The sequence below is a fragment of the Bifidobacterium sp. ESL0820 genome (assembly GCF_052606235.1).
In genome coordinates, this window is record NZ_CP199594.1 from 1,342,970 (window position 1) to 1,364,446 (window position 21,477).

Genomic DNA, 21,477 nt, shown 5'->3' on the forward strand with positions numbered 1-21,477 from the left:
TGTGCGGACCCTTGCGATTCTGGCGAGAAGCTCAGTCCTGCTTGATCTCGGACTTGTCCTCGGCCCAGAGGGTGTGGAAGGCGCCTGGCTGATCCACGCGCCCATAGGTGTGGGCGCCGAAGAGGTCACGCTGGCCCTGAATCAGGGCGGCGGGGAGCCTATCGGAACGTAGCCCGTCGTAGTAGGACAGGGAGCTGGCGAAAACAGGGATGGGGATGCCGGCCTGGGTGGCGCGGGCCACGACACGCCGCCAGGAATCCTGGGCCTGCTCGACCGCCTGCTTGAAGAAGGGGTCGAAGAGCAGGGAGCCCGGCTCACGGCCAGAGGCGTATGCATCGGAGATCCGATTCAGGAACTTGGCCCGAATGATGCAGCCGCCGCGCCAGATGCGGGCGATGGCACCCATGTCCAGCTTCCAGCCGTAGACCTGGGCACCCTCCTGCATCTCGTTGAACCCTTGGGCATAGGCCACGATCTTGGAGGCGTAAAGCGCCTGGCGGATGTCCTCGATGAAGGACTTGCGAGCCTCGGGGTCGTCGGCCAGGTCGGCCATGACGGCCTTGGGCTGCGGCCCCTTCAGACCCTCTTGGGCCGCCTGACTGCGCAGCTCCGGCGAGGAGGACAGCCCCCGGGCAAAGACGGCCTCGCCGATGCCGGTCACGGGCACGGCAAGATCCAACGCGGTCTGCACGGTCCAGGTGCCGGTGCCCTTCATGCCGGCCTGGTCGGTGACGATGTCGATGAAGGGCTTGCCTGTGGCAGCATCGGTGTGATGGAGCACCTCAGCGGTGATCTGCACCAGATAGGAGTTCAGATCCCCCTGGTTCCACTCTTCGAAGACCTGGGCGATGGACTCAGGCTCCATGCCCAGGCCCCGGCGCATCAGGTCATAGGACTCGGCGATCACCTGCATGTCGGCGTACTCGATGCCATTGTGGACCATCTTGACGAAGTGGCCCGCACCGTCGGTGCCGATATGGGTGACGCAGGGCTCGCCATCGACCTTGGCGGCAATGGACTCCAGGATGGGCCCCAGGGTCTTCCAGGACTCATCGGTCCCGCCGGGCATCATGGAGGGCCCCAGGAGGGCGCCCTGCTCGCCACCAGAGACGCCGCAGCCCACGAAGTGCAGCCCACGGGCCCTGATGGCCTTCTCCCGACGGATGGTGTCCTTGAAGTAGGCGTTGCCGGCGTCGACGATGATGTCACCGGGCTCCATCAGGTCGGCCAGGTCATTGATCATCTGGTCGGTGGGATCCCCGGCCTTGACCATGATGATGGCCGTGCGGGGCTTGGTCAGCGAGGCCACGAACTCCTGCAGGGTCTTGGCCGGAACGAACCGGCCCTCCTGGCCATGATCGTTGATCAGGGTCTCGGTGCGCGAATAGTGGCGGTTGTAGACCGCTACGGTATTGCCGTGCCGTGCCAGGTTCCTGGACAGGCTGGCACCCATGGCGGCCAGACCCACGACTCCGATATTGGCTTGAGCTTGTGTCATCACATCACCTTTCGACGGTAGCCCGGAAAGGCCGGGCACCAGGTTCCATGCCGTCAATTCTATGGCCCGGACTCGATTTGGGCCAGGCTCCCCAGGGTGAGATTCCACTCACTCAGCCCTTGTGGTGCTTGCCGCCCTTGATCTTGCGGGAGGGCAGGACCACACGCGTCAGCTTGGGAACGGCCCTGGTGGAGACGAACAGGGGTTGCACCTCCACAATGGGATTGTAGGGAGCCAGACCGAACCATTTGATCGGCGAGCCCGCCACCTTGCGGATGGCGTACTTGACCTTCAGCGAGAAGGCGCCGCGGGAGTCGATCTTGGACTCGGGCATCAGTGCCTTGTGGACCAGCACATAGGTGACTGTGCCGATCTGCGGGTCTTCGTCCACCTTGGGGTAGATGGAGGGCTGCTTGGGCAGCTCGCCGCTGTCGATCAGCTCGTGCATGATCTGGTGCAGGTAGGTGGCCACATTCTGATCCACCTTGAAGCCCAGCCTCATACGCACGCGGAAGAGGTAGTTGGTGCCGAAGTTCTCCACCGAGTACTTGCGGGTGTAGGGGGCGTCCGTGGTCTGGACCGAGACGGCCCACCAGGCCCGGGCCCGCTTGGGCCGGTTGGCGAAGATGGAGAAGAAGATGTCGGTGTCCAGCCGCCGCATCTCTGCGTCCGAGGTCAGATAGACCAGGTTGTCCGCATAGTAGGGGACGCGGAAGTCGTTATGGAGCATCTCCAAGGCGGGCAGACACTCCTTGGCCGTCATATGCCGGCGTTGCGAGCGCTCCACCTTGGTGCCCACATCCCAGGTGTACATGATGTAGAGGATGGCCGCGGTCAGCAGCATGGTGAACCAGCCGCCGTGCATGAACTTGGCCATGGAGGCCATGAAGAAGAGAATCTGGATGGCCAGGAAGACCGCAGCGAAGAGCAGGGAGAGCGCCCGCTTGCCGTCGTGCCAGATGTAGTCAGCCAGCAGAACGGTGGTGGTGATCATGGTCACCGTCAGAGCCAGTCCGTAGGCGGCTGAGATATGCTCGGAATCCTTGAATATGGCCAGCACCGTCAACGTGGCCACACACAGGACCCAGTTGATGGTGGGGATGTAAAGCTGGCCACGGGTCCGTGCAGGATAGCGCACCTGAAGGTGAGGCATCCAGTTGAGGCCGGTGGCCTCCGAGACCATGGTGAAGGCTCCCGTGATCAGGGCTTGCGAGGCGATGACGCCGGCCGTCACCGACAGGAGGACCGCCACGTACCGCACGGTGGTGGGCATCATCTGGAAGAAGGGGTTGAGCCCGTCCACACCCTGCAGGGCCTTATTGTCGCGGTTTCGCAGGATCCATGCCCCCTGGCCGAAGTAGTTGAAGACCAGGGCGATGTTGATGAAGGGCCAGGTGGCGTAGATGTTGCCGCGGCCCACGTGGCCCATGTCGGAGTAGAGAGCCTCGGCTCCTGTGGTCGACAGGAAGACCGTGCCCATGATGGTCAAGCCCACCGGATTCTGCGGGCTGAAGAGGAAGCGGATCCCGTAGACCGGGTTCAGCGCCTCGAAGATGGACCAGTCGTTGCCGATGCAGTAGATGCCGATCAGGGCCAGGAAGGCGAACCAGACCATGACCACGCTGCCGAAGACCTTGCCGATCCGCTCGGTTCCGCGCGACTGGACCGCAAACAGGATCAGGATGACCACGAAGGTGATGACCATGGTCAGGTTTCCGTTTTCACGGAAGATCGGAGTCAGCACAGGGATGGTCTTGAGTCCTTCGACTGCCGAGGATATGGAGACCGCCGGAGTCAGCACCGAATCAGCCAGGAAGGCTGCGCCGCCGACCATGGCCGGGATGGCCAGCCATTTGCCGTAGTGCCGGACCAGGGTGTACAGGGCGAAGATGCCGCCCTCGCCCTTGTTGTCGATGCGCATGGCCACCAGAACGTACTTGACCGTGGTGATCAGCGTGATGGACCAGAAAACCAGGGAGAGCATGCCCAGCACGGCCGCCCTGTCCACACGGGCCATGCCGCCCTGCCCGGCCACGAAGGCCTGCATGGTGTACAGGGGCGAGGTGCCGATGTCTCCGTAGACCACGCCCAGGGCCACAATGCACATGCCCAGGCTGATCCTGTCTGGCGAGGACTGCACCCGCCGCCACCAGCGGCCCAGAGGACCCTTTGGCGGGGTGCGACGACGCTGGGCTGCCCGCTGGGCCTCGCGCCGGACCCGCTTGAGCTCGTTCTCCTCCTCCCGGGTGCGGGACTTGGCAGAAATCTTGGGAGCCTTGGTGAAGCTCTCCTGAGGAAGTATCGATTCTTTCGTCGGCCGACCCTTACGACGGGCCGTCGTCGGCTTCGCCGCTTTTTCACCGGATAACCGGGGTGGTTCGTCAGCGCCCCTGCCATCATCCTGAGCCGCCAACTCATGCCGCTCATCCGCCATAGAGCCCTCCATCGGCCAATGCCTTCACTCATCTACTTCCGGGTGCCGTATGTTGCTGTGCGCACACGTGCGACGACAACCGTAGCACTCTCCCCCCACACTTGGCGGGGGCGATTCAGACCGCGACACTCCATAAGCTTAATCCCGGTCTGGCACTGTCCGTCGGACATCCCTCACAGGCCATAAACCCGGCGCGTGGTGGTTGCCGTTGCTCGGGCCACCTGGGCCAGGGGGCAGTCCAGCGCATCGGCCATAGCACGCAGGGTGTAGGGAATCATGTAGGGGGAGTTGGTGCGTCCCCGGTAAGGCATGGGACTCAGGTAGGGCGCATCGGTCTCCACCATGATGTGGTCCATGCCGACCACGGACAGGGCCTGGCGGATCCCCTCGTTGCCCTTGTAGGAGACCGTCCCCGAAAAACTCAGATACCAGCCGTGCTCGGCGGCCACCTGGGCCATCTGCGCATCCCCCGAATAGGAATGGAAGATCGTGCGCTCGGGGGCGCCGTCCTCCAGCAGGGTCTCAATAACCTGCCCATGGGCGTCGCGGTCGTGGATCTGCATGGGCAGGTCCAGCTCCTTGGCCAGGGCGATGTGATCACGGAAGGCCTGCCGCTGGATCTCTTCGGCCCCTTGGCCGGTTCGGAAGAGGTCCATGCCCGTCTCTCCGATGGCCACCACCTGGTCGGGATATGCGCGAGCCAGGCGGGCGACCTCCTCAAGCGCCTGCTCGAAAGAAACCTCATGCCAGGGCTGATATTGCAAGGGCAGTCCATCCGGTCCCGGCACCCCTCGATGGCCGTGCAGGACGGCCTCATTGGGATGGATGGCCAAGGCCGCGTGAACCACCCCGGGATGGGCCAGTGCCAGGTCCACAGCCGTCTGCAAGTTGGGCAGCTCGCAACCCACGTCGATGGCCCCGACCACCCCCACAGCACGGGCCCTTTCCAGCTGCTGGTCGACTGTGCGGACGGGGACCGGATCCTGCCCGCGCTCCCTGGCCTGCCGGTCCATCTCCTGGGCGAAGGGGACCACGGAGGCCATGTGGGTGTGATCGTCGATGACTCCGATGCCTTCGGGCAGTGGCTCGGGATCGGGAGCCCAGCTGCGGTTGCGATGATGCTTGCTCATGGTCCACAGTCTAAGGTCTTGTGCGGCCCAATCTTCGACCCGCCCAGGTGGCCGACTCCGCCAAAAGGGAGGACTGCAGCTAGAATCACCTCTGACGGCCCAGGACCAGCCGGATAGGAAGAACGAAGAAGCAGCCGTCGTCCGTCTGCCAGTCCCCCGCCGCCGCGGTACCGTTGCCGAACGCAGAAAAGGTGGATTATGTCTATGGATTGGCAGCCCTCGTTCGAGGCGACCAGCGCCTACCTCTTCGTCCACTTCACCGGCCATGAACAGGCTGAGACGGATGAGCAGCTCTACTTCGCCCTCAGCCGGGACGGCCTGCACTGGCATGACCTGCGCGCCCAGGGAGACCCTGTTCTGACCTGGAGCGAGGGCGAGGGCGGCGTACGCGACCCCTATATTGTTCGAGGCCCTGACGGCCTCTTCCACATCATCGCCACCGACCTGTCCGTCTACCACAGGGGCGGCTGGCAGGAGGGCCGGTCCACGGTGGATGGATCCACCGGCCTGGTCATCTGGGATTCGCCGGACCTGGCCCACTGGGGCAGACCCCGCCTGGTGGACGTGGCCTCGGCCATTCCCAAGGCGGGCATGGCCTGGGCACCGGAGGCCTGCTGGGATGCCGACAGGGGGCAGTGGATAGTCTTCTGGGCCACGGCTGCCGCCGACAGCGCCGAGGACCCGGCCACAGCCGACCTGGCCAACGAGCTGGGTGACGGCATCAACATGTACTACGCCACCAGCACTGATCTGGTTTCCTTCTCCCGCCCGGTCAAGTGGATCGACCGCAGCAACGGCATCATCGACACGACCATGCTCAAGGCGCCTGACGGCTGGTGGTACCGGGCCTCCAAGGATGACCAGATCACCCTGGAACGCACCCGCAACCCCTATGCAGCCACCTACGAGCTGGTGCGTACCGACGACGACCAGGCCTGGTCATACCTGTCCAACCTGACCGACATCTTCGGCCAGGGGCGCTACTCCTCGCGGTATCTGGAGGGCCCCGAGCTCTTCCTCTACAACGATGCCGACGCCGCAGGACCCGACGGCCGGGCCATGCCTTTCGGCTTGATCTGCGACCAGTTCGCCGAAGGCCGGGGCTATCTGCCCTTCCGCTGTGCCGATCTGTCTTCCAGAGAGCGGCAGGACTGGGATCTGGTTACAGATATGAACTTCGGCCGGCTGACCAAGCGCCACGGTTCCATCATGCCCATCACCGAGAGCGAGTACCGAATTCTGAAACGCACCCTGACCCGCTGAGCGGCTCCTTGGCGTATGCGAGCACATGTAGATCCACTGCCCTTCATGCATAACCGAAAATAGGCGGTCAACACGTCCCTAAAGCTCGGCAGGCCCAGGCCGAAAGACATAGGTCAAAGCGGCCGGGCATATGCCCGAGTATGCAGGTCTGGCAGTAATCGTAATAATTCTTGTCCGTAGCCCACATTCAAGAAAGCTTCAGATCTGGTCAAACAAGAGGTTCTGGGTTGAAGTAGAAAAGCACAGATGCAGATACGAACGCTTGACCAAGCGGTAACTAGGCGGATACTTACACCGGTCATGATGCATTCGACGAGGGCAGGGGGCGGCAAAGCACCGCCCCCATTTACCTACCAGAGATTCAGTTCTTTGAAGCCTGGATTTCGGCAGCCCATCCGTCTACGAAACGATGGACAACCGTATTCCAATCACCGGTTCCCTGCGCATACTCCAGCATGGCATCATATATGTTGTTTTGATAAGTAGCAGAAGGCTGCATGGTGTGAACCCAAGGTATCTTCTCGGTCTTCGACTTAGTATCCTTCTGGGATATTTCCACCAGAGGATTGTCTGTCTTAACATCAGCAAAACTCTTGAAAGGTGTGGTGAACCCCATATCTTCGCTCATGGCCTTCTTGCCCTCTTCGGAAGTTATGACCCACTTCAGAAAGTCTTCAGTGGCTTTCCGATCCTGCTTGGATGCTTTCTTATTGATGCACCAGTAGTTCATGGTTCCAGTGGTCAGCCCCTGCTTCTCCTCGCCTTTAATGCCGATGTACATTGGGATCATCCCCACATTCTCTGGCTTAAAGCCTGCATCGCGCAGGTCTGTCCATGCCCAAGTACCGTTTTGGTAGAAGGCCGCACTACCGGTGGCAAATTCAGAGTTGGCATCGTCCAGAGTCAGGGAACCCAGCTTGGATGGTTCGACAGTAGAATCTTTGAGATAGAGATCCCATATCTGCTTGAATTCCGGCAGGTATGTGCCCTTGATGGTTGCGGGCTGCTTTTGGACGGTATTCTCATCCTTGAATTCATAATAGAGAGGCACGGCGGCAAGCTGCTGGCCGAAACGCCAATTGGAAGAGGAATCCATACCCGCCGAGGTGAAGGCCCCCTTGATCCCAAGATCATCCTTATGCTTCTGCAGACCGTCGGCGACTGCTTTGAGTTTCTGGAAGGATTTAATCTCACGCGGGGACTTGACTGCGGCATCAGACAGCTGGCAGTACTTATCCAGAATTTCCTTGTTGTAGATGATGCCAATAGATTCGGTCACAAATGGGACAGCCACCACGTGGCCAGCATCATCTTTGAGTGCTGTTGACTTGTCTTCAAGTTGTTTGTAGGGTTCAGTCCCTGAAATGTCAGAGACGTAGTCCTTCCAGGTCCTTAAACCCACAGGCCCGGTGACCTGAAAGAGTGTGGGGGCCTCCGTCTTCGACATCTCGGACTTCAATGCCTGATCGTAGGTCCCAGAAGCAGCCGTCTGCACATGAACCTGAACGCCCGTTTCGTCAGTGTACTGCTTGGCAAGATCCTCCCACTGCGTAGCCACCTCTGGCTTGAAGTTCATATAGTAAACTTTGCCCCCTGAGGCCTTGCTTCCATTGTTGCCGCCTTGGCTTCCGCACCCCGACAGACCAACAAGCCCCATGGCCAGCGTCACACCGACCACTGTCAGCTTCCGTATGCTTCTTTGCATAATGGTTCCTTTCATTGTTATTTGTTGACAAAATTCCACTTCAGCGAACGCTGACTCTTCTCCCATAATCTTCTTGGAAGAAGAGGGCATGGCCGCCTCGGAGAATCATCCCTTCACCGCACCAGCCGTCACACCGGCAATGATGTATTTCTGGCAAAAGATATAGAAGATGATGATAGGAATAATGGTCAGCACCAGGCAGCCCATCATGGCCCCCATATCCACAGCACCGTATCCGCCTTTGAGATATTGAATGGCTATGCTGGCGGTCTTGTACTTTCTCATGTCAAGCGTCAAGTAGGGCAGCAGGAAGTCATTCCATATCCACATGGTCTCCAAAATGGCCACCGACACTAAGCTAGGCTTCATAATTGGGACCAAAATCGTGAAGAAGGTCCGAGGCACACTGGCTCCGTCAATCATGGCAGCCTCTTCAATATCCATGGGCAGAGACTTGATGACGCCTGTAAACATGAAAACGCACATACCACAGCCGAACCCCAAGTAGAGGACCCAGAGCCCCCAAGGCGTGTTCAGCCCCAACATGTCGGCTATCTTCGAGAGCGGGAACATGACCATCTGGAACGGGACGATCATACTGAAAAGAAAAAGCAGGTAAATGACCTTTGAGGGAATGTTGTTGACCCGAACTATCCACCAGGCACACATAGAGGTGCACACCAGCATCAACCCTACTGCTCCCACAGTCACGACCACGGTCCAGCCAAAGCTGGCGATGAGATTGGTTCGTCGTATTCCACGGGCATAGTTTTGCAAACCTACGAATGTCTTTGAGGTCGGCAGTGAAAAAGTGCTTTGCGAGATGTAGATCTTGTTCTTGAAAGAGTTGACTACCACCAAGGCAATAGGGAAGATCCAGAAAATGGATAATATTGCGAAGATAACGGTCCAGATCCATCCATGTTTAAGATCAGTCCTTTTCATGCCGTCACCTCCTTCCGAGTCGTCAATCTGTTCTGGATCAGAGCCACGATGGCCACAATGATGAAGAAAATCACGGCCTTGGCCTGACCAACTCCCTCATAGCCAGTACGTCCGTAAAAAGTCCGGTAGATGTTCAAAGCCAGCATTTCCGAGGTATTGGAGGGTGCCCCATTCGTCAGAGCAAGGTTCTGATCGAAAAGCTTGAAACCGTTGGTCACGGTCAAGAAGGTGCATACGGTGATGCTGGGCATCATCAAGGGTATAGTGACCTTGAAAAGAATCTGTCTGGACGAAGCCCCGTCGACGGCAGCTGCCTCCATCACGTCATCAGGCAGGGCCTGCATTCCAGCTATGTAGATGACCATCATGTATCCGATCTGCTGCCAGCACATGAGAATGACCAAACCCCAGAACCCATAGGTACCCGAATAGGTCAGCGATCGGCCCCAGTGCCCAAAGACCGCGTTCAAAAGCAACTGCCAAACATAACCCAGAATGATCCCACCGATCAGGTTGGGCATGAAGAACACCGCGCGGAAAAGGTTTGCCCCCTTCATCGCCTTAGTGAACATGTAGGCCACGAAGAACCCAGCCACATTGACCACTAAGGTGGTGACTACAGTAAATAGAACTGTAAAAACCAAGGCATGCTGGAATTCCTTGTCGGAAAACACCCCTCGGTAGTTGTCCAGCCCCACCCAGTGTGAATCGCTGACAGTGGTGAACCTGGTAAAGCTCAAGTAAACCCCCATGATGAAGGGAACCAAAAACCCTATCAGGAACGCCACGATAGTAGGCAGGAGAAAGATGATCCACCATCGGCGTATGGTTTTACCAATCATTGATGTCATAATTGGCCTTCTTTCTTATATTGAACCGGTTCAACTTTCAGGTGCCGAAAAGTCCCCCGACTTAATCGGTGTCGGATAAAGCGTCAGATCTAGATCAGGCCACGCAGACCATGATCCTTACCGTCCCTGGCAAAGAGCGGCACTACGTCCAATGGGGCCTGGACATTTACGGTGGACCCGCCTTTGAAGTCCTCACCGGTTGACAAGCATGTCCACTTCACTTTTTCATCCCCCGGAAGGTAAACACGCCGGCTATCGACGCCGGCATCAGTGACCGGAGCAACTAAAAGATCAGGGCCGAACATATATTCATCGGCGATATCGGAACAGTTCGAATCGTCCTGAAACTCGTAGAAAAGCCCACGCACGATTGGATCGCCATCCTCATGGGCAATCCTGAAAAGTTCCCGCAAATATGGACGCATGGCCTCTCTAATGGTGATGTACTTGCGGAATACTGCCTCCACCTTCTCCCCGTAACTCCAAGGCTCATTGTCTGCACCGGAAGGCAGGCGAGGGGTGCCATCTGATGCATAGATTGGTTCCTTAGGATTGCCGTCCTCACCAATACGGCTGCGATCACCATGGTTCCGCATGACAGGCAAGAAGCAAGAGAAGGCACACCAGCGCATCAGGAGCTCTTTGAATTGGGGGTCTTCGATGTCCCCGTCGTGGAAGCCTCCCATGTCGGTGGTGAACCAGGGGATGCCGGCCATGCCCATGTGGATGGCGCAGGTGATCTGCGCCTTCAGATCCTGGAAGGAGGACCCCACATCCCCCGACCAGACCAGCGCCCCGTACCGCTGCGAACCAGCCCAGGCACAACGGGTCAGATTCACGATCCGGCCCTCCCGGCCCGCCTCCAGCTGACCCTCATAAAAGCCCTTGTTGTACTCCAGGGGATAAATGTTCCCCACCTCCACATTGGGCCCGGCATAATACCGGTAATTGCCGAAATCATACGTCCCGTACTCAGGCTCAGCCTCATCCAGCCAGAACGCATCCACCCCCTTGTCCGCATAGTTGCGCTTGCAAAGATCCCAAACAAACCTGCGAGCCTCAGGATTGGTCGCGTCATAAAACTGGTTGGGCTCCATGAACATCATGCCGACATCAATTCCCTGCTCTGCATTAACCAGGAGGTTGTTGGCATGCATATAAGCATAGTTTTCGCTGGATAATGCTACTTGTGGCCAGACGGAGACCATGACCTTGACGCCCTGGGCATGCAGCCGCTCGCACATGCCCTCAGGGTCAGGCCAGAACTCATCCTCAAACCGGTAATCGCCCATATGCGGCCAATGGAAGAAGTCCACCACCACAACATCCAACGGGATCCCACGACGACGGAACCCCTCCACCACATCCTCCACCTGGCGCTGATTCCAATAGCGCAGCTTGCACTGCCAAAAACCCAGCCCCCACTCCGGCATCACCGGCGCATGCCCCGTCACATCAGCATACCGGCGCACCACAGCCCGCGGCGACGAGCCAGCAGTCACCCAGTAATCAATCTGCCGCGTCGAACCAGCGCACCACCTGGTCCCATTCGACGCAAACGACACCCGGCCAACCGCCGGATTATTCCACAAAAACCCATACCCCGCACTCGACACCACAAACGGCACCGACGCCTGCGAATTCCGATGCGCCAGCTCAAACGAACACCCCTTCAAATCCAACCGATCCTGCTGATACTCACCCATCCCATACAAACACTCATCATCAGGAGCCAGGAATGAGGCCGCCGCCGATAGAGCACCGCCTCCGACTGGCTCGTACTGGCGGGCTTTCAGATTCAAGGAACCACCCGAAGGCATTTCACGGAAGAGAGTCTTCCCAGCATCATCCAAGAAGGTCAACGAGCACCGACTCTGGATACCGCCAGCACCTGCGTTGAATACCTGCTCGATGGTCAACCTTACAGTCAAGGCACCATTAACCAGCTCGGCTACCGAACCGTCCTGGCTAACGGTTACTTTTGGGTGGCCACTGGAGGCCAGTTGGTTTTTGGGCAGGAGAGCCCAATCGGTGTCGAAGATCCTCTGTAGCTTAGAGGCCCTGACACGAACGCTGTCGTCACCCCAAGGCTCGACCTGCAAGCACTCTCCATCGCCCTTCCAGCAGATGATTCCACCCCTGACTGTAAATGATGAAAACATGCGCTCGTCCTTCCCTTTCTGCGAGAACTTCCTTGTCATCAACCCCCTGCATTTATCGCAGGCGGAATCGTCCCTGATCGCTTCGCTTACCAATGCACCGACTACGCAAGACCCGACGTCAGCGTCTGCGACAGGATTCTTGAAGAATCACAATCGGTACCGATTTAGTGAACCGGTTCAACTAAATAATATATTAGAGTGTTCCTATTCACTTCGCAACTTTTGGTGAATCGGTTCAAAGATTAAGTATTGATCCTTCTTCATGCCAAGTGGTATCTACTAAGGTAGTACGCGGCTCACTATCCGGGTGCTCGATCCGCCAGAGCAAAGTATCCACCACGGCCGATGCAATGTCCCTAGTATTAATAGTTACTGTGGAAACCGGCATCCTCATCTTTTCATAGACCACATCAGCCAAGAGGACGGCAACTGATATGCCTCCGGGTACCGCCACCTCTTCCTTCGTCAGTTCCATGCGGGCGCCAACGGCCATCTCCTGATCTTCGACGATCACGCCCGTAACACCAGGATGCCGCTGTATGGCCTGCCGTAGAGACCATCCGGACTGACCACCAAACCACTCTCGCTCGATTCTTAGACCATTGCGTTCAGCTTCCATGTTGACAGACCGAGCAAAACGAAGAGAATAGTTCAAAGGGTTCGGATCGTTCACATCAAAGCTAGAAATCAAAAGAATGCGCCGATGTCCATTGAGCGCGAAATGGGCCACCAGGTCGGCTGCTGCCTGCTCAAAATTCGTATCAACTACATCCATACCGCCGGTCTGCTCGGGCATTCCAAAAAGAACTGTAGGGATACCAGCTGCGAGCGCAGTCGCCACCCGGTTATCGTGGCTGTTGACATCCATGAGGATGAGCCCGTCAATCTTTCGTGCCAGAGCAGCGTCTTCAATTTCCTTGCATCCATCCTCATCAACCATCAGGAGGAGGTCATACCCAAGTTTTCTGGCGTGGCTCGAAAGTCCAGTGAAGTAGATTCCCTTTAAGAGGGGAGATGAGACAACGTCTTCAATATCGGAAGTGGCCACGCCCAGAGTCATAGTGCGGGAAGTAGAGAGGGCACGAGCGGAATGGTTAACGGTATATCCGAGCTTTCGCATGGCTTTACGGACCTTGTCGGTCGTCTTCCTGCTGATTTTCGAGTTACCAGATATAACGTAAGAGACGGTGGTCTTTGATACGCCAGCCTCACGGGCAACATCAAGTATATTAACCATGCGCACTCCCAAAATCCATGCCCTTAAAGACGGCCCCAGAAGTCCTAGTCCTCGGTTCAACAGTATAGGGTTCAGAACTACGTATCTATCTTCTCCCACGATCCGTTTACAATGACAGCCGAATCAAACCAAACTATTGCTCAGGGTCACTCATATGACCCCTTCAGTCTGGATTATGGTCTCCAAAGCGCTTTTTTATGCCTTTTCCAACTAAGCCACAATTAGAGAGAAAGAATAATCGCTTACCTGCTCGAGGTCCTTGAGGACTCCACTGCATGGGCGGCATCTATACCAATGAGACTTTTTCATGTCCAAGGAAATTATGCAGGATTCGGAATAAATTAGTGGGGGGGGGGGAGGATGAGGTGACCGTATACTATCTTCTTGGGAAAATCCTTATATTCTCCGTATGTATACGGAATCCTTGGAGCGGGACAGTCAGCAGAGACATTATTTTAGACTTGACGGCACATGCCCTTCAGATAATATTTTCACTATACAATCGTCCATCAATGAACTTTTGAAGCTATCAATGTAGGACTTACAGGTTAGATAAAGGTTCTTCTTCGATTCCAACACCAATACAAATCAATAATCCTAGCATATAGGAGGTCTCAACGCCTGACTCACCAAGGTCTTTTATTTCTACACCCTGCCATTGGCCATTTGAAACCAAGCAATTTCGTGTTTAACCCTTGCTCGACACTTAAACCTCCCGAGGATGCCCCTGGACTTTAATTTGTATCTGAGGCCCGGAAAGCCGTTCAAGTCTCACCTCATCCCTAGTCACTATCACTTGAAAGCGAGTATCCCCTACTTGCAGCTGATAGGAGAGAGATTCCCACTCCTTAGGCAGGCGGGGGTCAATGCTCAGCCCGGTCCCACCGGTATCCCGAAGGCCGCCGAAGCCGCAGACCAGGCTGGACCAGACGCCTCCGCAGGCAGCCAGGTGGATGCCGTCGGTCGTGTTGGCATGCAGATCGTCCACGTCCGTAAACAGGGACCGGCGGAAGTACTGCATGGCCAACTGGTCGTGCCCCACCTCAGCGGCGAGGATGGACTGGGATGCTGCTGACAGGGTCGAATCCCCGGTGGTCAGCGGATCGTAATAGTCGAAATCAGCCCGCTTCTGCTCCGGAGTGAACCAGGAGCTGAGCAGGTAGAGAGCCATGACCACGTCGGTCTGCTTGAGCACCTTGTGCCGGTAAATGACCAGCGGATGGTAGTGCAGCAGCAGAGGCCTGGCCGTGAACCGATCAAAATGCCAGCGAGGGCGTTGCATGAACTGGGCATCCTGGGCATGAACCCCCTCCTGATCGTCGAAGGGGACGAACATGGCCTCTGCCGCGCTGGACCATTTGTCGGCCTCCTCGTCGTTGAAGTGCAGCCTTTCGCGTATGCCGCCGATCAGATCTGGATGCTTCTCCCGTAGGTGCTGGTAGCCCTTGTAAGCGGCCAGAAGGTTGAACCGGGCCATCTGATTGGTGTAGAGGTTGTCGTCAACCAGGACCGTGTACTCGTCGGGGCCGGTCACGCAGTGAATGTGGAAGCGGCCGTCCTCCTTGTAGCGCCCCAGGCTCATCCAGAGACGGGCCGTCTCCACCAGGATGTCGATGCCCTCAGCCTGCAGGAAGTCTTCATCGCCGGTGACTTGCACATACTGGGCCACCGCGTAGGCGATATCGGCATCGATGTGGTACTGGGCCGTGCCCGTAGGGAAGTAGGCGGAGGCCTCCTCACCGTCGATGGTCCTCCAGGGGAAGAGGGCGCCGTTCAGGTTGAGTGCGCAGGCCCTGCGCCTGGCGGCAGGCAGCATCAGGTAGCGGTAGTGAAGGACGGCTCTTGCCCGGGCAGGCGCTGAATAGATCAGGAAGGGGAGAATGTAGATCTCGGTGTCCCAGAAGTAGTGGCCGCTGTAGCCAGATCCACTCAGACCCTTGGCACCCACGCCGTTCTCGATCTGGGCTGTGGACTGGGCCAGCTGGAAGAGCTCCCAGCGCACCATTTGCTGGGTACGACCGCCATCGTCGGCCTGGATGCGGATATCCTGACGCTCCCAGAACCGATCCAGCCATTCCCGCTGACGCCGCTCCAGCTGATCAAGAGAGAGGGTGCTGACCTCCTCCAGCCGATCGCGGCAGTCCTCGACCAGATTCCTGGTCCCCTCGCCCCGGGTCTGCACGACCAGACCATTGCCGCTGGTGCCAGCCGGAAGAATGGGGTGGCTGCGATAGACGGCGTAACGGACCAGACGGGTGGAACCGCCCTTGGGCACGTCCATGCGCCAACCGGAGCCCTCGACAGGCCGGCCGTCCCTGAACTGCCTGACGCCCAGGGCCAGGCTGAGTCGTGAATTATTGCAACGGAAGACCCTGCAATCCGCACTCAGCTCACCGTAGACCGCATTGTCCAGCACCTCATGGATTCCACAGCCGTCCACAAAGGTCGACTTGCGGGGGTCGCTGGAGTTGACATGGCGGGGGTTGTCGGCGTTGACCGGACCCTCGACGACCACAGCCATGTCCCGGTCGGGCGACTCGACGGTCAGCGTGCAGACGCTCAGGCTGCGGTCATACAGGCAGACCATGCGGGTGAGCACGGTCTTCAGGTGAATGCCGTGGCCCAGATCGTACAAATTGGTGGTGGTTGCGATTCCGGTTCGGAAGTCCAAACGCTGCGTGGTCTTCTCCGGCCTACCTAGGGGCAGTCCCTCCACCTTAAGGGTGAAGTCCGAAGCATCGGGCACCCCTTGGATCAGCTGACCCACTTGGGCGTATCCGTAGGCGCTTTCGGGATGGGCTATCCGGAAGGTGTCATGGAATCCGCTCAGAAAGGTACCGTTGCCCAGGCAGCGTTCCCCGCCGCCTTCGCCCCTGACGCCGACGGAGCCGTTGGTGACCGAGAAGACTGTGGCGCTGACCGCATCGGGCCGACCGTTCTCGCTGAACCCCCACTCTTCTACAGGGAAGCGATCCTCATCCAGACTGGGGTCCTCCGCCTGTGCACGCTCGCTGGCATCGTCGTCGATCAGCTCGATCAGCTGGTCCACCACCAGGTCCGCGCCCGCCTTGAGCAGCTGCTGGCGACCAGCGCCCCTGTTCACGCCCACGACCAGGCCAAACCTGCCCGCGTGACCGGCGGCCACGCCAGAGAGGGCATCCTCGACCACAACGGCATCCTCATTGCGCAGGCCCAGCACCTTGGCCGCATAGGCGTAGGTGTCCGGGGCCGGCTTGCCCTGAAGACCCATCTCGTCCTTGAGGTTGCCGTCCACCACAGTGTCGAAGTATCCGGCGATCCCAGCGGCCTGGAGGACCTGGGCCGTGTTGCGCGAACTGGACACCACAGCCAGACGCTTCTTGTCGGCGCGCAGATGCCTGAGCAGATCCACGGTGTCCGGGTAGGGATCGATGCCCTTCTGCTTCAGCATCCGCTCAAAGGTCATGTTCTTGCGATTGCCGTATCCGCAGACGGTGTCCAGCTGCGGATCGTCATCCGGGTTGCCCCAGTCCAGCTCAATGCCCCTGCTGCGCAGCAGGGCGTCGACGCCGTCATAGCGGGGCCGGCCATCCACATAGGCGTAGTAGTCCTGCTCCGTGTAGGCCGGGACGTTCCCGGGCAGGACCTGATCGAACAACGCCTTCCAGGCGGCCTTGTGCAGGATGGTCGTGGGCACCAGCACCCCGTCCAGATCGAAGAGCACACAGGCGAATTGGGCAATCTTCATGGTTACTCATCCTATGGGTCTTCCATGACGAAAGAACCCGGCGGTTCGAAGAGCCGCCGGGCGAGAAGAGAGAGAGAAGAAGGGGTTCAGTTATCGGGGCCGCACGACCCCCATCGGCCAGTACTTCAACCGACAGAACAAATATAACCAGCGCTACCTTGGAGGAAGTGCCCGAAAACCTCAAAGTTCTCTGTGAATCACGAATGCCGTCCCGGGCGCGTCGACCGTCACTTGCCCTGGTCGCCCAGCTTGGCCTGCTCCGCCTCGAATCGGGCGCGCTCTTTAGCCTTGCGGCGGTCCAGTTGCTCCTGGAAACGATCCAGCTCCTCCTGCACGGCCTCCTTGGGAATGCGCGGAAAGATAGGTGTGGGCCGTTCGATCGGCGTGCCGTCCCTGAGGGGCTCACGCGCCCAAGGGTGGACCGTCTCCCCCAGCCGGTAGTCGCCGGTGATGATGGGATAGTGGAAGCCGGACCGATCCAGGTCGTCAACCTCCTCGACACGAGGCAGGGGCGAGAAGGTGCCCTTGCCGCCCATGGTCTCCCAGACCCGCTGAGAAGCATGCGGCAGGAAGGGGGCCAGCATGGTGTTGGCGTCCAGCACGGCCTGCGCTGCGGTGTGCAGGACGGCAGCCAGTCGGTTCTGGTCATCCTTGATCTTCCAGGGCTCCTGGGCGGAGATGTACTTGTTGATATCGCCCACCAGAGCCATGGCCTCGACCAGGGCGGCCTTCTGGCGATGGTGCTCGATCAGGGAGCCCACGGTATCGAAGGCCTGCAGGCTGCGTTCCAGCAGGGCAGTATCCTCCTCGGTCAGCCAGTCCTCCTCGATGCGGGGGATGCTGCCGAAGTCCTTGTTGAGCAGGTTGGCCACGCGGTTGACCAGGTTGCCCCAGGAGGCGGCCAGCTCCTCGTTGTTGTGCCGGACGAACTCCGCCCAGGTGAAGTCCGAGTCCGAGGTCTCCGGACCAGCGATGGAAATGTAGTAGCGGACTGCATCGACCGGGTAGCGTGCCAGGATGTCCTTGACGTAGATGACGATGCCCCGCGAGGAGCTGAACTTCTTGCCCTCCATGGTCATGAACTCGCTGGCCACCACCTGCTCGGGCAGGTTGAGCTCGCCGTAGGATCCCGGCTGTCCGCCCTTGGACCCCTGGCCGTTGTAAGCCAGAATCTCCGAGGGCCAGATCTGCGAGTGGAAGGTGATGTTGTCCTTGCCCATGAAGTAGTAGCCCAGGGCCTTGGGGTCATTCCACCACTTGCGCCAGGCCTCGGGGTCGCCCTGACGGCGGGCCCACTCGATGGACGCCGACAGGTATCCGATGACGGCGTCGAACCAGACATAGAGCTTCTTGTTGGGGTCGTCGACCCAGCCGTCCACAGGCACGGGAATGCCCCAGTCGATGTCGCGGGTGATGGCTCGCGGCTTGACCTCCTTGAACAGCCCCAGGGAGAAGTTGAGCACGTTGCTGCGCCAGCCCTTGCGGGTCTTCAACCAGGCCAGGTTGGCCTCGGCCAGGGCGGGCAGGTCCAAGAAGAAGTGCTTGGACTCCTCGAACCGGGGCGTCTCCCCGTTGATCTTGGATACGGGGTTGATCAGCTCGTCCGGATCCAGCTCGTTGCCGCAGTTGTCGCATTGGTCGCCGCGAGCGCCGTCAGCACCGCAGATGGGGCAGGTCCCCTCGATATAGCGGTCCGGCAGGGTCCGGCCAGTGGAAGGCGAGATGGCCACCTTCTGCTGGCCTTCATAGATGTAGCCATTGGCCCTGCACTGGCGGAAGAGCTCCTGCACCACCTTCTCGTGATTGCCGGTCGTGGTCCTGGTGAAAAGGTCATAGCTGAGCCCCAGATCGCACAAATCCTTGACGATGACCCGGTTGTAGCGGTCGGCGATCTCCTGGGGACCCACACCCTCGGCGTCAGCCTCCACCAGGATGGGAGTGCCGTGCTCGTCAGTCCCCGAAACCATAAGGACATCATTGCCTTTCATGCGTTCGTAGCGTGCATAGACGTCCGAGGGGACGCCGAACCCAGCGACGTGGCCGATATGACGGGGCCCATTCGCGTAGGGCCAGGCGACGGAAACAAGGATATGACTCATACCAGCAAGATTATCGGCTCAGGCCTACAATCCCCCTGCTCGTCCACAGGACTGCCGTCGAGCAAGCAGATTATCCACAAGTACACAAATTTGGCCCTCCTTCAGGCAAACTCGGGACCAGCCATTTACAGTCGAACCATGAATCGAGAACACGTCCTCGGGGGAGTGACGTGGACGCCTACCACTGCCCATGGCGCCAGTCGCACCCTCAGAGCTAGAACAAAGCCGCCAGGCCGAACACCGCACGCCGACACCGCTCAACAGTGGCCCGGACCACCAGCCGGGGCAGCGCCGATGCGCACCCGCGGCCGTCCTCCTACGACCGATTTTGGGGCCCTGACCCCCGATCCCAAGCCGCTGCCCAGTCTGATCCAAACCGGAGATCTGCCCGGCCCGCTCAGCCTCAGCCTGTTGGTGAATGAGGGGATCGTGACCTGTCTGGACCGATCCTGCTGCTATCTGAACGAACAGGCTGAGGGACTCTACGGTCGCGCCTCCATCGTCATGCCCATGGTCCCTTACGGCGCAGCAGCATGTGGCGGACTGGCGCTCTGGATATGGATCAACGGCCGTTTCCCCGACACGCTGGACATTATCTCCAACTCCCACTTCCGCACGCCCGTTCACGGCAGGCCCCTGCACCCCCACCAGCGACAGCTGGATGCCCGCTATCTGATGAAGCTTGGGAAACTTTGGGTGACTTCGCCGCTCTGGACGGCCTGCGATCTGGCCTGCGACCCCTCTGGCCAGTGCAACGGAGAAGAGACCATGGCGGTCTTGCATGAGCTCATGGAGCGATATCAGGTCAGCTGCGGATCCTGCGAGGCGCTTCTGTCCTCCAACCCCCGCTGGCCTGGCCACGCTCAAGGGCTGGAGACCATAAGAAGACTCAAGGCGATCCTATGAGTCTGACAGTGAGGTATGCCCGAGGTACGCACGGCCATCATCGGCACCGAGGCAGGGCCCGGAGCCATCGTGGGTTGTCCGCCACTGAACGCATGGCCCGGCTCATGACTGCCATCAGCAGCCGGTCGCACTCCCCAGCAGATGACGATTTGAGCCAAGACGAACCTGATGGCATCCACCCGATGGCCCAGATGCGTGCCCCGCCACCGGAGCCTCCCCTGGTGCCCACAGCGCTGATGGCCACAGACCCCGCGACCGACCCGAGCATCCTCTGGGCTATCGCCCGAGAAGAGCCTGAGCTGCGCCGGTGGCTGGTGGCCAATCCCGCTGCTTCGCCAGCCCTGCTGGAGACCATCTCCCAGCTGGGCGGGCCCGGTGTGCGCAGAGCGCTGGAGGTGCTGCTGGATGAGGGAAAGGGGAATCAGTCCTCCTTATCCTCTTGAACGGCCAGGGCATAAATCCGCTTGCGATTAGGCAGGCTGCCATCAGCCAGGGGGTGCTCGGCAGCTACCCGCGCGATGGCCTCCTTGAGCCGCAGGCCCTCGGTTCGAGCCAGATCACGTGCTAGAACCGCCAGCCGCCGATTATCCATGGCCTCAGGATCGTTGCGCCTTGCCTCCAAGGCGGATGCACCAGCCACGACCAGGACCATCTCTCCCCGGGGAGGATCCTCCTGGAGGGAACGCACAATTTCTCCGACTGTGCCCCGCCGGATCTGTTCATGTTCCTTGGTCAGCTCCCGGCAGAGGGCCATGAGCCGGTCGGGGCCGAAGACCTCCTGAAGGTCCTGCATAGCCTGATCAATGCGGTGGGGCGTCTCGTAGAAGACCATGGTCCGCTCCTCGCTGCGCAGGGTGCGCAGATGCCGCAACCGCTCCTGGTGCCGACGGGGAAGAAACCCCTCATAGCAGAAGCGGTCGGTCGGCAGACCAGAGAGGGCCAGGGCATCCAGCACGGCGCTGGGGCCAGGGGCACAGGTGACCGGTATGCCTCGCTCGATGGCCCGCCTGACGATGGCCATGCCCGGATCGTTGATGGTGGGCATGCCTGCATCTGAGACCACCAGCGCGCAGGCTCCGTCACGCACCTGATCCAGGATGGGATCGGCCATCCGCCGCTCGTTATGATCGTGATAGGCCACCACCCTGCCGCCTACGCGCACCCCCAAACGATTGGCCAGATCATAGAGCCGCCGCGTGTCCTCTGCTGCCACCAGGTCCGCCGACTGCAGAAGCTCCACCAAGCGTGTCGAGGCATCGGCGACATTGCCTATAGGCGTGGCCGCCAGCACCACTGTTCCACGTGAAACACTGGGTGAATGCGACCCTGCATGGCTTTCTCCACCCTGTATATGTCCATCACTCCGGCCGTTCATGCTGCTCATGCCTTCAGTATGGCCTAATCTAGGGGTGATGACATCTTTGGCAGGGCTTTCTTCGCAGCATCGCTCCTCCAGACACGGCAGGCACGCCGCCCGCCGGTCCGGTCGCCCTGCCATGCTGTCCATCTTCAGCAAGCCC

14 protein-coding genes and 1 pseudogene are annotated in these 21,477 nt (G+C 59.3%); 3 read left to right on the forward strand and 12 right to left on the reverse strand.

The window, feature by feature from the left end; genetic code table 11:
* Positions 1 to 31 precede the first annotated feature (31 nt).
* The 3 genes from gndA to ACUIAH_RS05370 all read right to left on the reverse strand — a co-directional run bounded on the left by gndA (position 32) and on the right by ACUIAH_RS05370 (position 5,062).
* Positions 32 to 1,498, reverse strand: coding sequence for an NADP-dependent phosphogluconate dehydrogenase (gene gndA / locus ACUIAH_RS05360; RefSeq protein ID WP_445340586.1), 1,467 nt, complete (start codon positions 1,496 to 1,498; stop codon positions 32 to 34).
* Positions 1,499 to 1,610: 112 nt separating this feature from the next.
* On the reverse strand, positions 1,611 to 3,932 hold the full coding sequence (locus ACUIAH_RS05365; protein WP_445340587.1) for a KUP/HAK/KT family potassium transporter: 2,322 nt from the start codon (positions 3,930 to 3,932) through the stop codon (positions 1,611 to 1,613).
* Between the two features lie 173 nt (positions 3,933 to 4,105).
* The gene (locus ACUIAH_RS05370; RefSeq protein ID WP_445340588.1) at positions 4,106 to 5,062 is read right to left on the reverse strand and encodes a TatD family hydrolase; all 957 of its coding nucleotides are present in this window, start codon (positions 5,060 to 5,062) and stop codon (positions 4,106 to 4,108) included.
* A gap of 198 nt (positions 5,063 to 5,260) precedes the next feature.
* On the opposite strand from ACUIAH_RS05370, the gene ACUIAH_RS05375 reads away from it, so the two are divergent.
* Positions 5,261 to 6,325, forward strand: a complete 1,065-nt coding sequence (locus ACUIAH_RS05375) for a glycoside hydrolase family 43 protein (protein WP_445340589.1) — start codon at positions 5,261 to 5,263, stop codon at positions 6,323 to 6,325.
* Positions 6,326 to 6,686: 361 nt separating this feature from the next.
* Here ACUIAH_RS05375 and ACUIAH_RS05380 read toward each other — a convergent pair whose 3' ends face one another.
* The 8 genes and pseudogenes from ACUIAH_RS05380 to metG form a co-directional block, all read right to left on the reverse strand.
* Positions 6,687 to 8,051: an ABC transporter substrate-binding protein gene (locus tag ACUIAH_RS05380; protein ID WP_445341557.1), complete on the reverse strand. Its 1,365-nt coding sequence runs from the start codon at positions 8,049 to 8,051 to the stop codon at positions 6,687 to 6,689.
* A gap of 84 nt (positions 8,052 to 8,135) precedes the next feature.
* On the reverse strand, positions 8,136 to 8,975 hold the full coding sequence (locus tag ACUIAH_RS05385) for a carbohydrate ABC transporter permease (protein WP_445340590.1): 840 nt from the start codon (positions 8,973 to 8,975) through the stop codon (positions 8,136 to 8,138).
* Positions 8,972 to 9,826 carry a carbohydrate ABC transporter permease gene (locus ACUIAH_RS05390; RefSeq protein ID WP_445340591.1) on the reverse strand — a complete coding sequence of 285 codons (855 nt, stop codon included), beginning with the start codon at positions 9,824 to 9,826 and terminating at the stop codon, positions 8,972 to 8,974. Before ACUIAH_RS05390 ends, ACUIAH_RS05385 begins: the two co-directional genes overlap by 4 nt.
* 89 nt (positions 9,827 to 9,915) lie before the next feature.
* A complete protein-coding gene (locus ACUIAH_RS05395) occupies positions 9,916 to 11,328 on the reverse strand; it encodes a TIM-barrel domain-containing protein (protein WP_445341558.1) in 1,413 nt (470 codons plus the stop codon).
* A gap of 132 nt (positions 11,329 to 11,460) precedes the next feature.
* A pseudogene (locus ACUIAH_RS05400) lies at positions 11,461 to 12,027 on the reverse strand (TIM-barrel domain-containing protein); the annotation flags it as partial.
* A 196-nt stretch (positions 12,028 to 12,223) separates the two neighbouring features.
* Positions 12,224 to 13,225, reverse strand: a complete 1,002-nt coding sequence (locus tag ACUIAH_RS05405) for a LacI family DNA-binding transcriptional regulator (protein ID WP_445341559.1) — start codon at positions 13,223 to 13,225, stop codon at positions 12,224 to 12,226.
* 706 nt (positions 13,226 to 13,931) lie between these two features.
* Positions 13,932 to 16,952 carry an HAD-IA family hydrolase gene (locus ACUIAH_RS05410; RefSeq protein ID WP_445340592.1) on the reverse strand — a complete coding sequence of 1,007 codons (3,021 nt, stop codon included), beginning with the start codon at positions 16,950 to 16,952 and terminating at the stop codon, positions 13,932 to 13,934.
* Between the two features lie 227 nt (positions 16,953 to 17,179).
* The gene (metG, locus tag ACUIAH_RS05415) at positions 17,180 to 19,051 is read right to left on the reverse strand and encodes a methionine--tRNA ligase (protein ID WP_445340593.1); all 1,872 of its coding nucleotides are present in this window, start codon (positions 19,049 to 19,051) and stop codon (positions 17,180 to 17,182) included.
* A gap of 294 nt (positions 19,052 to 19,345) precedes the next feature.
* On the opposite strand from metG, the gene ACUIAH_RS05420 reads away from it, so the two are divergent.
* Positions 19,346 to 19,957, forward strand: coding sequence for a hypothetical protein (locus ACUIAH_RS05420; protein ID WP_313837228.1), 612 nt, complete (start codon positions 19,346 to 19,348; stop codon positions 19,955 to 19,957).
* Positions 19,954 to 20,400, forward strand: coding sequence for a variant leucine-rich repeat-containing protein (locus ACUIAH_RS05425; protein WP_313839011.1), 447 nt, complete (start codon positions 19,954 to 19,956; stop codon positions 20,398 to 20,400). Before ACUIAH_RS05420 ends, ACUIAH_RS05425 begins: the two co-directional genes overlap by 4 nt.
* Here ACUIAH_RS05425 and rsmI read toward each other — a convergent pair.
* Positions 20,379 to 21,332, reverse strand: a complete 954-nt coding sequence (gene rsmI / locus ACUIAH_RS05430; RefSeq protein WP_445341560.1) for a 16S rRNA (cytidine(1402)-2'-O)-methyltransferase — start codon at positions 21,330 to 21,332, stop codon at positions 20,379 to 20,381. The two genes, ACUIAH_RS05425 and rsmI, sit on opposite strands and share 22 nt — an antisense overlap.
* Between the last annotated feature and the right edge of the window lie 145 nt (positions 21,333 to 21,477).

Excerpts from the sequence above, each read along its gene's own strand:
- ACUIAH_RS05410 (WP_445340592.1), bottom strand. The coding sequence starts at position 16,952 with ATGAAGATTGCCCAATTCGCCTGTGTGCTCTTCGATCTGGACGGGGTG.
- rsmI (WP_445341560.1), bottom strand. The coding sequence starts at position 21,332 with ATGAACGGCCGGAGTGATGGACATATACAGGGTGGAGAAAGCCATGCA.
- ACUIAH_RS05405 (WP_445341559.1), bottom strand. The coding sequence starts at position 13,225 with ATGGTTAATATACTTGATGTTGCCCGTGAGGCTGGCGTATCAAAGACC.
- ACUIAH_RS05390 (WP_445340591.1), bottom strand. The coding sequence starts at position 9,826 with ATGACATCAATGATTGGTAAAACCATACGCCGATGGTGGATCATCTTT.
- ACUIAH_RS05370 (WP_445340588.1), bottom strand. The coding sequence starts at position 5,062 with ATGAGCAAGCATCATCGCAACCGCAGCTGGGCTCCCGATCCCGAGCCA.
- ACUIAH_RS05420 (WP_313837228.1), top strand. The coding sequence starts at position 19,346 with ATGCGCACCCGCGGCCGTCCTCCTACGACCGATTTTGGGGCCCTGACC.
- ACUIAH_RS05425 (WP_313839011.1), top strand. The coding sequence starts at position 19,954 with ATGAGTCTGACAGTGAGGTATGCCCGAGGTACGCACGGCCATCATCGG.
- gndA (WP_445340586.1), bottom strand. The coding sequence starts at position 1,498 with ATGACACAAGCTCAAGCCAATATCGGAGTCGTGGGTCTGGCCGCCATG.
- ACUIAH_RS05385 (WP_445340590.1), bottom strand. The coding sequence starts at position 8,975 with ATGAAAAGGACTGATCTTAAACATGGATGGATCTGGACCGTTATCTTC.
- ACUIAH_RS05375 (WP_445340589.1), top strand. The coding sequence starts at position 5,261 with ATGTCTATGGATTGGCAGCCCTCGTTCGAGGCGACCAGCGCCTACCTC.
- ACUIAH_RS05365 (WP_445340587.1), bottom strand. The coding sequence starts at position 3,932 with ATGGCGGATGAGCGGCATGAGTTGGCGGCTCAGGATGATGGCAGGGGC.
- metG (WP_445340593.1), bottom strand. The coding sequence starts at position 19,051 with ATGAGTCATATCCTTGTTTCCGTCGCCTGGCCCTACGCGAATGGGCCC.